Here is a 13,448-nt window from a genome sequence, read left to right as displayed (position 1 = left end):
GAAGACTTGTAGAATCCAGTGGGGAAACGTAAACTACGTGTGTGTTATATTTTTAATAAAAGGATTAATATGGAGGATAACCCGATGTACCAATTTCAACATGAATTTCAACGAAAAGAAAGGATATTTAAGGCCTACATCTTTTTATTTATCATAACAGCGTTAGTCAATGTCTTTCTATTTTTGGTGGATAATAATTCAAGTTACCCGATTCTTCGTGGAAGTATCAGTCTATACTTTTCTGTACCACTCTATACTTTGGCTTGCGAAGGAACCTTTGGGCCGTGCTTATCATTAAATCTTTTGTCTGGGTGCATCTATTCTTACTAATTATCATCTCTCTTAGTTTTATCTTCATGTAAAAAAGCGATTCCTCCTTAGAAGAATCGCTCATACTCTTACTTATTTTTCCTCTTCACTTACAACAATTCCACAAGCTTGTCTGTCACCTGCATCACCTGTTTTCAAGGTATCTTCATCTGGTCCCTTTTCTCCATTAGCTCCATAACGGTCAGGGATATTAGCAAAATTGTCCGGGTTTGCATGAACGATGACAGCCAACTCTTCTTTCTTGAGTTGGTCTACCGTTATGCTATCTAATGTTGCCGTATATTTTGCAGTCCCATCTGCTTTTACATAAAGAGGGGGCATATCCCCTGCATGACTGGAGTGTGTTTCTTCAGTTGGATTGAAGTGGCCTCCTGCTGTAGTAAAAGGACCTTCCTTTGCATCCGCGTCACATGCTGCGTTTTCGTGAACATGGAATCCATGATAGCCTGGCTCTAAGCCTTCCAAAGCAGTCTCAATCACTACTGAATTCTCATCAGCGGAAAAGTTGACAGTACCTAATGTTTTCCCCTCTACATCTTTGACTTCTGCCTTCACCTGCGGATCTACCTCCGTTGGCGAATCTTGACTCACTGTTTTTGCATCTTCAGCATTTTTGTCGGCACCATTTGAATTATCCTCTGAATTACATCCATACAGTAAAAAGGCAGCACACATAGGCAGCATCAGTTTTTGTTTATAATTCATCCTACATTCCCTCTCTCTTTTATGTATATTCTTCTTACATACTTTCCACTATTATGGAAGAATAAACAGAGATTAGGATAAATAGGTAAATAGATTACACTAGTGAGAGTAAACACCTTACTAATTTCACAGTCAAAGATTTTTTATTGTAGCTTAATAGACTCACATTTTACAATGAGATAACGCCGAAAGTAATGGCCGCTATCGTCATGACGATTGTTGTCCCAAACGCCCATTTAAATAGGAATTTTTGATGGTCTCCAAAATCCACACCGACAAGGCCAATCAAAATGAATGTCGCAGGTACCAATGGGGATAAGGGAAATCCTGTTGTTGAATGACCTAACAAAGCTGCCCTTCCTATTTCTACAGGAGTAATTCCAAAGTTCGATGCTGTTTCACTTATAATAGGAAGAATTCCAAAGTAGTAGGCATCAGGTGAAAAAATGAAGCCCATCGGAATGCTCGTAAGTGCTACCACTAAAGGTAAATGTGCACCAAGCCAATCTGGAATAACCGTTACGATAGAAGCTGCCATCGAATCCATCATTTTTGTTTCCGTGAATACACCCGTAAAAATTCCGGCCGCGAAAATTAATGTACAAATCATGACAAAACTATTGGCATGACTTAGAATTCTTTCCTGCTGTTCTTGTGGATTTGGAAAGTTAACAAATAAAGCTATCGCAAAAGCAGCAGCAAATAAGATTTGGATTGGCAGCACTTCCATCACCAACAACACCATAAGTAAAATTGTTAAGAACCAATTAAACCAAAATAACTTGGATGTTCCATTAGAAGCTTCAACAGCCGCAGCTTGCTCGCTCATTCCAGGAGGCATAGCAGTCTCCATCGGACTAACACCTAATCTCTCTCTCTCCCTTTTGCCAAGTATATAAGCCGCAAACAGTGTCCATAACAGACCGCAAATCATAACAGGTATAAGCGGGATGAATAAATCTGATACTTCCACTTGAAGACTGGCGGCCGCTCTTACTAACGGACCTCCCCAAGGAATAATATTCATGACACCTGCAGCTAAACCTACGACACTGGCCAATACAAGCCTGTTCATCCCTAACTTCATATAAAGCGGTAGCATTGCTGAAACGGTGATCATAAATGTGGAAGAACCGTCTCCATCTAAACCTACTAACATCGTTATAATGGCAGTAGCCATGACAATTTTTAGCGGGTCGCCTTTTACAAAACTCAGTATTTTTGCGATCATAGGTTCAAATAAACCAACATCAATCATCAAACCAAAATATAAAATAGCAAAAACAATCATGACTGCTGTTGGTGTTACCTTTAAAATACCTGCCACCATCATTTCTCCCATTTCGGAAGCAAACCCACCAATCAAGCCAAAAGCTATAGCAGTGAAGATGAAAGCGACAACTACGGATAGACGCTTTGTGATGACTAAGACAAGAAACGTTAAAATCATGCAAAACCCTAGAATAGATAACATGTGAAAATCTCCTTTAATTTGAAAAGTAAACGTACTTCTTTTTAATGCAATCTACAGACCCCTTTAATTTTTCTTATTTTTCTGAAAAATCAATATTTTCTCATTATATCATTGGTGCATTCATTAAAAAACAAGTTTTTTAAACTCGTACAACCATGTATCCCAAAAACTCATCCAAAATCAAATTCGTTTAATAAATTAGTATAATTCTGTATACTATTATTTAGGAACCCGAAGTTTATTTCGGAGGAAAGAAGTGTTGCTTGTAAATGAATCATCATAAATTAGCTAAACGGAATTTATTCATTATGTGGTTCGCCAACTTCTTCATTGGTGGAAGCATGACAATGGTTCTTCCATTCATATCTTTATACATTGGTACATTCGGCAATTATTCTACTCAATATATCCAGCATTGGTCCGGATGGACATTTGGAATTACTTTTGTGACTGCCTTTTTATTTTCACCTATTTGGGGGCGGATTGGAGACAGGTACGGGAGAAAGAAAATCTTGATTGCCTGTGCTTTTGGAATGGGGTTGTCTATTTTCTTAATGGGCTTTGTTCAAAATGTATGGCAGTTATTCCTCTTAAGAATGTTCATGGGAATATTCACTGGCTTCATTTCTATGTCGCAGGCCTTCATTTCTACCCAGACACCGAAGGAAATAGCCGGACGCGTTTTAGGAACATTGCAAACAGGGAATATAACTGGCTCACTCTTCGGGCCATTGATTGGCGGCATACTTGCTGACACTCTCGGCTATTCAACAGCCTTTAAATTCACCTCTATTACGATTTTCATATCTGGACTTCTCGTTTTTGCGACCAGAGAATACCAAGTGGAACGACAAAAAGGAACAAAGACGAGCTATACAAGCAGGGAGGTTCTCTCGCATATCTTACGGAATCCCATCCTAGTGAATGTCATGCTCATTTCGACACTTGTTCAAGTTGCCCACTTCAGCATCCAGCCTATTCTTTCTTTATACGTTGGCGAGTTGCACGGAACTTCCAATCTTGGATTTTATTCAGGTATCGCCTTTTCTGCAGCAGGCCTTGGGAATTTATTGATGGCACGGCACTGGGGCAAGATAGGTGATCGGCATGGACATGTGAAGATTCTTGTGCTGCTCCTTTTTCTGACTGCACTTGTCTACTTGCCTGGTGCCTTTATTAATCATTTTTGGCAGCTTGTTTTTGTACGTTTCATACTAGGCATGGCCATAGGTGGCATCATCCCTGTAAGAATTGCCTACATTCGCCAAGAAGCGCCCGTTGCAATGCAGGGGGAAGTACTTGGTTACAATACGAGTCTACGCTTTTTAGGCAATATCATCGGACCTGCTATGGGCGGAATGGTCGCTGGCTTCTATGGATTCTCAGCTGTTTTCATCACGACCAGCACCTTGCTTCTCATCGCCGGACTTGTCCTTTATGCCGCGATGCACCGCAATCCAGAGTTAGCCAGATCACATTAATCACATTTCCGCAAAACAGCCTGCTTCCAATTTGGAGCAGGCTGTTTTATTCTACTAGCAGAAAACACCTTTTAAATGTTAGATAAATGATTAAAACGTGTCTTCATATAATATGAATAATTCAATTGAATATTTTAGAGCATATTTTGATAATGAAGGATTTTTTCTTATTAAACTAACGGTACCAGATTAGCATAATAACAATTAAAGGAAATTAAACTATTTTATAGAATTAATAAGGAAGTTTGTTTTCATGGAGGGATGCCTGAATGGCAAAATTGATTTATCATGTTGCAACTACACTTGACAACTTTATTGCAGATTTAAATGGGGTAGCTGACGATTCAATCTTTTTATCCGAAGGAGAGCACGTTACAGATTTCATATCCGATATACAGCAATATGATGCGGTCTTAATGGGTGGAAAAACGTACGAATACGGCTTTCAATTTGGTCTTAAGCCAGGCGAACCTAGTGCTTATAAGGGATTGAAGCATTATATTTTCTCAAACACCATACAGTTTGAATCTAACGATGAAGTGGAACTAATAAAAGGCAACGCAGTAGATTATATACACAATCTCAAAATTACAGAGTCCGGTAAATTGTGGCTATGCGGAGGTGGCCAACTAGGTGGTACGTTAATCAAGCATAAACTCATTGATCAATTAGTGTTAAAGGTCAATCCAGTAATGATTGGTGAAGGTATTCCTCTATTCGGCAGTGTTAAACCTCGTTTGACCTTGGAATTAGTTGATATGAAACAATATACGAACGGAGTAGTAAAACCAACTTATAATATTATTTATTCTTAGAAAATGTTGAATTTCTGAGAAATTTAGCTAACGGGTGCTTTACCTCAATAATTGGGGTTGCTTCGGCAGCTCTTTTTCTTATGGAACTATCCAGGTAAGCTTGTTGAAGTAACGGACCAGTATAACGAAATAAAGGAATTGTAGGGCTATTTATTAAAATAATTAATAATAACCATTTACTTCAAGGGGGCTTTAGAATGAATCTAAAAGCTGTATTATTAGAACAAATGGGTGCTTGTTATGAACAAAAGAACTGGTTTGTACCTTTTAACATCGCAATAGATGGACTCTCAGCAGAACAAGCTTCTTGGAAAACAGGAGACAGCAATTCCATCTGGCAGATAGTTAACCATTTAATTTTTTGGAATGAACGGTATCTGAACCGATTCAAAGGTCTTCCACTTTCCCAAGAAGAAGTCAACAATAACGCTACGTTTGATAGTACGAATCCGAATGAAACAAAAGAAGAATGGCAATCCGTAGTATTGCAGTTACTTAGAGTAATGTCTGATTGGGCTGATGCTATTAAAGACTGCAATGAAGAAAAATTTTATAGTGCTGCATATAAGGAATCTGATGCACCTTGGTCGTCAGTTATTGCTAATATAAATATTCATAATGCATATCATATCGGACAAATCGTGGAAATAAGAAAAGCACAAGGTGTATGGGATTCTAAAAATGGAGTTAATTAAATCCTTTCTTACTTAACTTATGGGTATGTTAGTTCTATAAGAAGTATTGAAAATGATCAAAGCTTTAACCGATTGTTCTTCTCAATACCTAAAAGTAAACAGAATTCATCATTTGCAATGCGGTTATAACTGCATCAAATATTTGGTACGTTCATAGAAAAAAGCACTGGATTTTTGAAGAATCCAGTGCTTTTCTTTATTCAATCAGAATACTATTGCCAATCTCTATAGAAGATAAATTACTTTATCTACACAATTTCAAATGCGTCTGGTACGGTTATTGGATTAACAAACTAGGATATACTTCTCTATTAATTTTCAAGAAAAATATAACACCCTATATAAATATCGTTCCAAATTGTGTAGTAGTTTTAACGTATTTAACATTTCTCCTCTAGACTGATCGTCCTGCTAATTCCTTAATGCGTACGATGCGCTCCGAATCTTTTGTTGCAAGAAAGTTATCGAGTATTAAGCGGTCATAGCAAAAAGAAAAGTATTGTCGTGCTTCCTCGCTTCTGTTAAGCAAAAGAAGACACTCCGCGACCTCCTCATAAACATATCCATCGGGTTCGCTGGTTTGTTCCGTTTCAGCAAGTAATTCCATCTGAATTGCAAAAGACTCGTCAACTTGTCCCATTAACCGCAGTACCTTTGCTACGCTCCATTTTGCAATAAACACCGAATTTGGGGTGCCTTGCACCTTGCGGAATTCCAACGCTCGCTTGAACAGTTCAAGTGCTTCCTCAAGTTTTCCATTCTCAACTTGTGCCCAACCGATGTTATTATATAACGAACCTAACCAACGGCTGGCTTTAGGACTCTTTTCGGCATAGTCTAGCGCCTTCAGATTCCATTCCATACGTTTCTCCGGAGTCGATTCAGCAATTCCCAACATATGCGCTGCATCAACAGCGTAATAATCCTCACTGGTTTGGATTCCTAATTCCCATGCATTGAGGAATAGCGGAATAGCGTCCATTGATCGAGATGAGGAATTAAAAACTCTGCCTCGTTCCAGAAAATATCTAATTCGTGCCACAACTAAATCCTCTTTCAATAATCTCTCTGCACGATCCAGCGTCTCATGCGCTATTCTGCATTTTGCCTGCAATCCCTGAGAACGTGCAATTTGAGTCAAAAGTTCAGCTAAGTATCCAATGTTTCCCGAGTCCTCTGCTTGCATTAGCAAACTGATAAATTTCTGCTCGGTTTCTTCAGGTCGATTGTAATCCCACAGCGCATCGAAGTCTAACATAATTCACTCTCCAAATAGTATAATTTATTTCTGATTAGGATAACGCGAGTTGGTTATTATTACCACAATTACCATACCATCCGTTTTTGCTTTTGAAAACAAATTTATATTACATTTGATGCAATTTTTTATCATAATTATCATACTGTAAATCTGCTACATTATTTATGAATGCTTGATCATGGGATACAAATACAATCTTTCCTTCGAGGTTTTATTTAACACTTAAGAGCCTTAAAATTGAAAGTTTTTAAATATCCTTTTAGAAGAAAATCGAATTTTAATCAAACGTTTTTATAAAAGTGAAAGTCCTATTTAAACAAAAAGAATCCATTTTGATCAAACTTTTTTCAAAATGGATTCTTTATATTTTCTGTAAAAATTTACACAATGTTCATACCAAACCCCTTATATAGCCGTATTGGTAGATACCTCAGAAACCGGACTCTTTTTTGGACGTATTCCGATACAGGCCGTGACTCCAAAAACGAATAAGAGCCCCGCACAGGTGAAAAAGGAATATTGAAAACCAGTCGTCGCTGACACAGAATTTTCCACAAAAAGTCCTGTAATATAAGGACCCACAATCCCACCTAATGAGGCAATCGCCATAAACCATCCTTGAATTTTACCCTGATGCCTTTTGGAGATAAGGTTTACTAACAAAGTCGGTCCAAGAATAAGAGTTATACAACCAAAGGTTAATCCTAAAGAAAGTAACCCAACTGCCAGGATATCAGAAGAAACCATGGTCCCCAAGATATAGCATACAGATCCTAATATCATGACAGGACCGAGTACAAAAACTCTGGAACGGATGATACTATTGGTCTTACTGTATAACCGATCAGACAAGAAAGAGAAGAATAATTGTGAAAGAGTAATTAAGATCCATGGAACTGTAACGGCAAAGCTTAATTGGGCCTCACTGATTTGCCGGACATTAGCCAAATAATTAGGCAACCAATTAAGGCCAAATGTATAAGACCAGTATGTTGCAAATCCACAAAGTGCAATTAAAAGGAAGTTTTTCGAAAATAGGGACGTGGTGAATTTTGTTTCCTTTTCTCTTTCCTCCATGTCCATTTCTATCGTTGTGGATATAGAGGAAGCCTTTTCTTCTGGTTGTTCTTTGCTGAATTTCAGCCAAATGAGAACCCAAATTACACCTACAACAGCTGTTGCTATAAAACCGCTTCGCCATCCAAAACTCTGCATAATATACATCAAGATAGGAGCAGAAATGGCTACACCTAAAGGTCCTCCTATCGAAACAAGCGTCAATCCAAAACTAAGCTTTTGTTTAGGTAGCCATTTAGAAGCAGAAGTCATGGCCAACGAATAGGCAGGCCCTTCTCCAGCACCTAAAATAAGTCTTGTTGCCAATAATAATGGAAAACTATAAACAAAAAAAGTAGAAAACTGAACCACAGCCCATATGATGGCAATGATGGTAATGACCCGTTTGGCCCCAATTTTATCGGATAAAGCACCCATTAAAATAGCTGATAAAGAATATAACCAAAAGAACACACTGCCTACTAATCCCCATTGCGTGGGTGTGATGTTTAGCTCATCCATAATTTGGACGGAAGCAAATCCAATGATGGCTTTGTCCACGTTACTAATGACAGTCAAGAAAAACAAAAGGATAATCATAATCCAACCTTGCTTTGAAATGGCACCTTGCTTTTGAATAGAATTCATACCCATTATCGACCTCTTCCAACTTTTATCTACTTAACACTTCTTTCTTATTTACTACATCATCACACGTCATTAGTTCCCTTATTTCCTCTGGAATCGGCTGAGCCGCTATCCCATTTTCTCCTTTTAAAACCCATCCACGAAGTTCATACCCATAACTGACCCTCTCGCCATTCAAAAATATTTCATGTATGAATTGAATGGTTTTTGTACTCATTTTCCCAACTGTGGTCTTAATGACTATCCATTGATCCTCATGAAGCGGCTTTTCGAACGTACAGCGCACATCAATCAAAGGCAAAATAATATTCTTTTCTTTTAATTGCGATAAGGGCAAATTCATGGACCGAAAAAAGTGATGTGTTGCATTATCAAACCACTTCAAATAATTAGGAAAATAAACAATACCCGCTCCATCTGTCTCCCCGAATTCAATCATAAACTTGTGCTCATTCTCCCTCATTTTTCCTCCCCCTTCCTTATTACCGCAATTCTTCTTTGAGCTCTGATTCTATTCGCTTTGTTAGTTCTCGTTTCAATATTTTCCCTGATGATGTCATAGGGAGTTCATCCATAAAGACAAACTTGTTTGGAACTTTATATGTCACGAGTCTTTGTTCGGCAAATTTTTTAAGTTCCTGCTCGGAAGCTTGCTTACCTGGCCTCAAACGGATTACAGCACAAGTGATTTCTCCGAGTACCGTATCCGGTAAGGCAATGATAGCTGCTTCCATTACGCTCGGGTGTTGAAAATAGACATCCTCTACCTCACGAGGATAGATATTGTACCCCCCGCGGATGATCAATTCCTTTTTACGGCCGACAATCCGGATATATCCTGCTTCATCCATCGTGGCCAGATCTCCAGAATAAAACCACCCGTGTTCATCCGTAGCCTTTTTTGTTTCTTCTTCCATCTGGAAATACCCCTTCATCAGGCCTGTACTTTTGCAGGCAAGTTCTCCGACTACACCTGGCGGAACTGCTTCCCGGTTATCATCCACAATTTTCACTTCTGCGCCCGGCATCGCTCTGCCTACCGTTTCAGCCCTTAGATGGTCATCATCCTCGAAATTCGTCATCGATAAACTTGCAGATGTTTCCGTCATACCATAGGCCACTAGGATATTGCATTTCATCTCATTCTTAATCCGACGAAGAATTTCAATCGGACAAGGTGCTGCAGCCATTTCCCCGGTTCGTAAGCTCGAAAGATCATATGTAGAAAAGTTAGGGTGATTCAATTCTAGGATAAACATGGTCGGCACTCCCGGATGAATGGTCACCTTTTCATGTTGAATTAATTCCAATGCCTTTTCCGCTTTGAATTTTTCCATTAAAACGAGTCTTCCCTGACAAGAAATGGAACGCAACATGAACATCAAGCCCATGATATGAAATAAAGGAACAGGGATTAAAAATACATCGTCAGGACTACAATCCATTTTATAAGCTGCTGTTCTTGATATACTCACCACGTTCTCGTTGGCGAGCATGACTCCCTTTGGATTGCCTGTCGTCCCAGAAGTATAGAGGATCACACAGATATCATCATTTTCCACTTTAGGTGTCTTTAATATTTTGTGATTTCTTCCTAATTGAATTAAACGATCATAATTGTTAATGGAATCATGTTGAAAACGGACGGAGATGAGATGTATTAATGTGGAAATGCTTTTTTGGGCTTCCATCAATTGTGGGAATTGATCGACTTTACCAAAAGTGTTTGAGAAAAAAACAGCTTTAGCACCCGAATTTTCTAAAATATAAATGATTTCATTTTTGCGGAAATCTATATTTAAAGGAATAAGTATCGCACCTACTTTAGATAGTGCCATGAAAATAACCATAAATTCATTCCAATTTGGTAAACAGACCGCGACCCGATCGCCTTTTTCAATACCTAGCTGAACTAATCCAGAGGCTAATAAATCAGCCTCTACATCAATTTCACCATAGGTAAGACGATTTTTCCCATCAAATATTGCTTCTTTTTCCGGTGTGGTTAAAACCGCATGTTTAAAGACCTGTGATACTGTATAAGAATTCGTCCCAGTATGATTGGCTATCAAATACCTTACCTCCTTTACTAACTAAAACGATTCATTAAATTGCTTCCCAAATTGCAGCAATCCCTTGACCTCCACCGATACAAAGCGAAGATACACCATACTTTTTTCCGCGTCTTTGCAATTCATAAATTAGGGAAAGTGAAATACGTGCACCACTTGCGCCTAACGGATGGCCTAAAGCCACTGCGCCTCCATTGACATTTCCAATTTCAGGATCAAAATCAAGCAGTTTTTGGCACCCAAGATATTGAGCAGCAAATGCTTCATTTATTTCAACAAGATCGAGATCCTTAATATCCATCCCTGCCCTTGAAAGCGCTTGCTGAATAGCCGTAACTGGACCTAATCCCATTAATTTTGGATCAACGCCGGAGATTCCATAGGAAACGAGACGGGCTAACGGTTTAATGTTATTTTTTTCAGCATAATCTGAAGATGTTAGAATGACCGCTGCCGCTCCATCATTGATACCACTTGCATTAGCTGCTGTAACGACCCCATTATCTTTAAACCGTGCTTTTAACTTGGAGATTTTCTCATACGTTGAAGCACGAGGATGTTCGTCCCGATCAATATTCACTTCGCCTTTTCTTGTTTTAATAGATACTGGGGTAATTTCTTTGCCAAAGTAACCTTTTTCGATGGCGGCTAGTGCCCGCTCATTACTTCTTACTGCGAACTCATCGCAGCTTTCTCGGGTGATACCATACTCTGCGGCAATATTTTCTGCCGTGATGGACATCGTGCAATCTCCATATGGATCATATAGGGATTCCCATAGAAAATCGGCCATTGGTGCTTGCCCAAGAGGAATTCCAAAGCGTGCTCCACGAATAACATGAGGGATTTGGCTCATATTTTCCGCTCCACCAGCAAGGGCTACTTGTGATTCACCAAGTCTGATGGATTGCGCTGCCGATACAATGGCCTGCAATCCAGAACCGCATAAACGATTGACGGTAAGCCCTGGTGCTGACTGCGGGATACCAGATTTCAATCCAATATGCCTACCTAGGAACACAGCGTCGCCGCTTGATTGAATAACATTCCCCATCACTACTTGATCTACTTCTTCTGGTTTTATCCCTGAACGAGTCATTGCTTCCTTAGAAGCTATTACACCGAGGTCAATAGCTGAAACATCTTTGAAAGATCCCCCGAATTCAGTAAATGCCGTTCTTGCTCCCTCTATTAAAACAATATCGTTTCCCGCCATGTTTTGTATCCTCCCTTTTATAAGGGGACGCTAGCGCCCCCATTTTGTTATTTAAAAATAGCTTTTCTTTTTTCTACGAAGGCCTGCATGCCTTCCTTACGGTCAGAAGAGGCAAACGTGTTACCAAAACAAGCCATTTCAATATCCAGTGCTGTATCTAAGTCTGTATTGGCGCCGGCATTAACTGCCTTTTTCATCATCTTCATTGCCATCGAAGATTTACCTGCCAATTTTACTGCCCATTCTTTCGCTTCAGTCAACAGTTGATCTGCAGGAACGACTTTATTAACAACACCAAGTTCATAGGCTCTTTCACCTGAGAACATTTCGCCAAAATACAGAATTTCCTTAGCCGCTTTTTGGCCAACTAAACGCTGAAAACGCTGAGTTCCTCCGCCTCCTGGAATAATCCCCAGATTAATTTCCGGAAATCCGAATTTCGTGCGTTCAGAACAAATAATCAAATCACAAGCAAGGGCAAGCTCCGCACCGCCGCCTAAAGCAAGACCATTTACAGCTGCAATTATAGGTTTTGACAGCCGTTCCATTTTTTCAAAAGCTCCTCGGGAAATTTCATTATTCTGCAGAATCTCCATTTCCGTCAGGTTCATCATCTCTTTTATGTCTGCGCCGGCTGCAAATGATCGATCGCCACTGCCCGTAATGATCACTGCTCTTACCCTGCTGTCACGGTCCAATTGATCCATCAGCATGGAAAGTTCTTTAAAAGACTGCCAGTTTAATGGATTGTGAGGGGGTCTATTCAAATAAACAGTTGCTACCCCTTGCTCAATTTCATATTTCAACACTTCTAATTCCACTTTTATTGCCCCCTCATTTTTTGTCGTGGTCATAAAATCCTGCACCTGCCTTTTTACCTGTACGTCCTGCATTTACGATTTGGCGGATAAGTTGAGGAGCTGCAAAACGACCGTCTTTAAATTCATCATAAAAATAATCCATGACGTGCAAACCAATATCGACACCTGCAAAGTCCTGCAATTCAAAAGGACCCATTGGATAATTCAATCCCAATTTAACGGCTTTATCAATATCTTCATAAGAAGCTACCCCTTCTTCAGCCAATCTGATGGCTTCAATGAATTGCGGAATCATGATTCTGTTCACGATAAATCCAGGCGAGTCTTTTTTGACTTCGATTGGTTCTTTGCCAAATGCCCTTGAAAGCTCCATTAATTTTGATACGGTATCATCGCTTGTATTATAACCACGGACCACTTCCACTAATTTCATGATTTGCGCCGGGTTAAAGAAATGCATACCCGCTACCTTCTCAGGCCGCTTGGTCGCTCCTGCAATGACTGTGATCGACATCGATGAAGTATTGGTAGCAATTATCGCTTCTTCGCCAAGAACGTTATCTAACTGGGAAAATATCGCTTTCTTCGCTTCCAAGTTCTCGATGATTGCTTCGATAACAAAGTTGGCTTCCTTTAAATCTTCCAAATTAGTCGTTGTTGTGATTTTTCCCAGCACCTCAGGCTTTTGCTCTTCCTTCATCTTGCCTCTTGCTACGCTTTTATCCATGTACGTTTCCATTCTATTAATCGCATTATCTAAAAATCGATCTTCTACATCACATAAAATTACTTTGAAACCGGATAACGCTGCTTGATGAGCGATTCCTCCCCCCATCGTTCCTGATCCTACGACCCCGATAATTGTCTCTGCCAT

General features: G+C 39.5%; 12 protein-coding genes. 3 read left to right on the top strand and 9 right to left on the bottom strand.

All coding sequences use genetic code 11. From position 1 onward, the window contains the following. Window positions 1-402 precede the first annotated feature (402 nt). A complete protein-coding gene (locus NST21_RS05625; RefSeq protein ID WP_340888180.1) occupies window positions 403-1,035 on the bottom strand; it encodes a superoxide dismutase family protein in 633 nt (210 codons plus the stop codon). Between the two features lie 169 nt (window positions 1,036-1,204). After that, complete coding sequence (locus NST21_RS05620; protein ID WP_053344807.1) at window positions 1,205-2,509, bottom strand: CitMHS family transporter; 1,305 nt, start codon at window positions 2,507-2,509, stop codon at window positions 1,205-1,207. A gap of 269 nt (window positions 2,510-2,778) precedes the next feature. Here NST21_RS05620 and NST21_RS05615 point away from each other — a divergent pair, with 269 nt between their 5' ends. The 3 genes from NST21_RS05615 to NST21_RS05605 all read left to right on the top strand — a co-directional run bounded on the left by NST21_RS05615 (window position 2,779) and on the right by NST21_RS05605 (window position 5,500). Next, a complete protein-coding gene (locus NST21_RS05615) occupies window positions 2,779-3,990 on the top strand; it encodes an MFS transporter (RefSeq protein WP_340888179.1) in 1,212 nt (403 codons plus the stop codon). Between the two features lie 269 nt (window positions 3,991-4,259). Continuing rightward, entirely contained in the window at window positions 4,260-4,805 is a 546-nt protein-coding gene (locus NST21_RS05610; protein WP_053344805.1) for a dihydrofolate reductase family protein, read from the top strand. A 197-nt stretch (window positions 4,806-5,002) separates the two neighbouring features. Further along, window positions 5,003-5,500 (top strand): DinB family protein, encoded by a 498-nt coding sequence (locus NST21_RS05605; protein WP_340888177.1) that lies wholly within the window; start codon window positions 5,003-5,005, stop codon window positions 5,498-5,500. A gap of 394 nt (window positions 5,501-5,894) precedes the next feature. On the opposite strand, the gene NST21_RS05600 is transcribed toward NST21_RS05605, so the two are convergent. The 7 genes from NST21_RS05600 to NST21_RS05570 form a co-directional block, all read right to left on the bottom strand. After that, window positions 5,895-6,758, bottom strand: a complete 864-nt coding sequence (locus tag NST21_RS05600; protein ID WP_340888175.1) for a tetratricopeptide repeat protein — start codon at window positions 6,756-6,758, stop codon at window positions 5,895-5,897. Between the two features lie 408 nt (window positions 6,759-7,166). Beyond that, the gene (locus NST21_RS05595) at window positions 7,167-8,471 is read right to left on the bottom strand and encodes an MFS transporter (RefSeq protein ID WP_340888173.1); all 1,305 of its coding nucleotides are present in this window, start codon (window positions 8,469-8,471) and stop codon (window positions 7,167-7,169) included. Between the two features lie 19 nt (window positions 8,472-8,490). After that, entirely contained in the window at window positions 8,491-8,928 is a 438-nt protein-coding gene (locus NST21_RS05590; protein WP_340888172.1) for an acyl-CoA thioesterase, read from the bottom strand. Window positions 8,929-8,947: 19 nt separating this feature from the next. Next, the gene (locus NST21_RS05585; protein ID WP_340888170.1) at window positions 8,948-10,537 is read right to left on the bottom strand and encodes a class I adenylate-forming enzyme family protein; all 1,590 of its coding nucleotides are present in this window, start codon (window positions 10,535-10,537) and stop codon (window positions 8,948-8,950) included. Between the two features lie 34 nt (window positions 10,538-10,571). Beyond that, on the bottom strand, window positions 10,572-11,753 hold the full coding sequence (locus tag NST21_RS05580; RefSeq protein ID WP_340888168.1) for an acetyl-CoA C-acetyltransferase: 1,182 nt from the start codon (window positions 11,751-11,753) through the stop codon (window positions 10,572-10,574). 47 nt (window positions 11,754-11,800) lie between these two features. Further along, complete coding sequence (locus NST21_RS05575) at window positions 11,801-12,574, bottom strand: enoyl-CoA hydratase/isomerase family protein (RefSeq protein WP_379159096.1); 774 nt, start codon at window positions 12,572-12,574, stop codon at window positions 11,801-11,803. Window positions 12,575-12,587: 13 nt separating this feature from the next. Next, window positions 12,588-13,448 carry a 3-hydroxyacyl-CoA dehydrogenase family protein gene (locus tag NST21_RS05570; RefSeq protein WP_340888167.1) on the bottom strand — a complete coding sequence of 287 codons (861 nt, stop codon included), beginning with the start codon at window positions 13,446-13,448 and terminating at the stop codon, window positions 12,588-12,590.

The sequence above is a fragment of the Peribacillus sp. FSL K6-1552 genome (assembly GCF_038005205.1).
Classification (GTDB): domain Bacteria; phylum Bacillota; class Bacilli; order Bacillales; family DSM-1321; genus Peribacillus; species Peribacillus butanolivorans.
The sequence above is the reverse complement of the archived record's forward strand: the minus strand, read 5'-3'. Positions and strand labels throughout refer to the sequence as shown.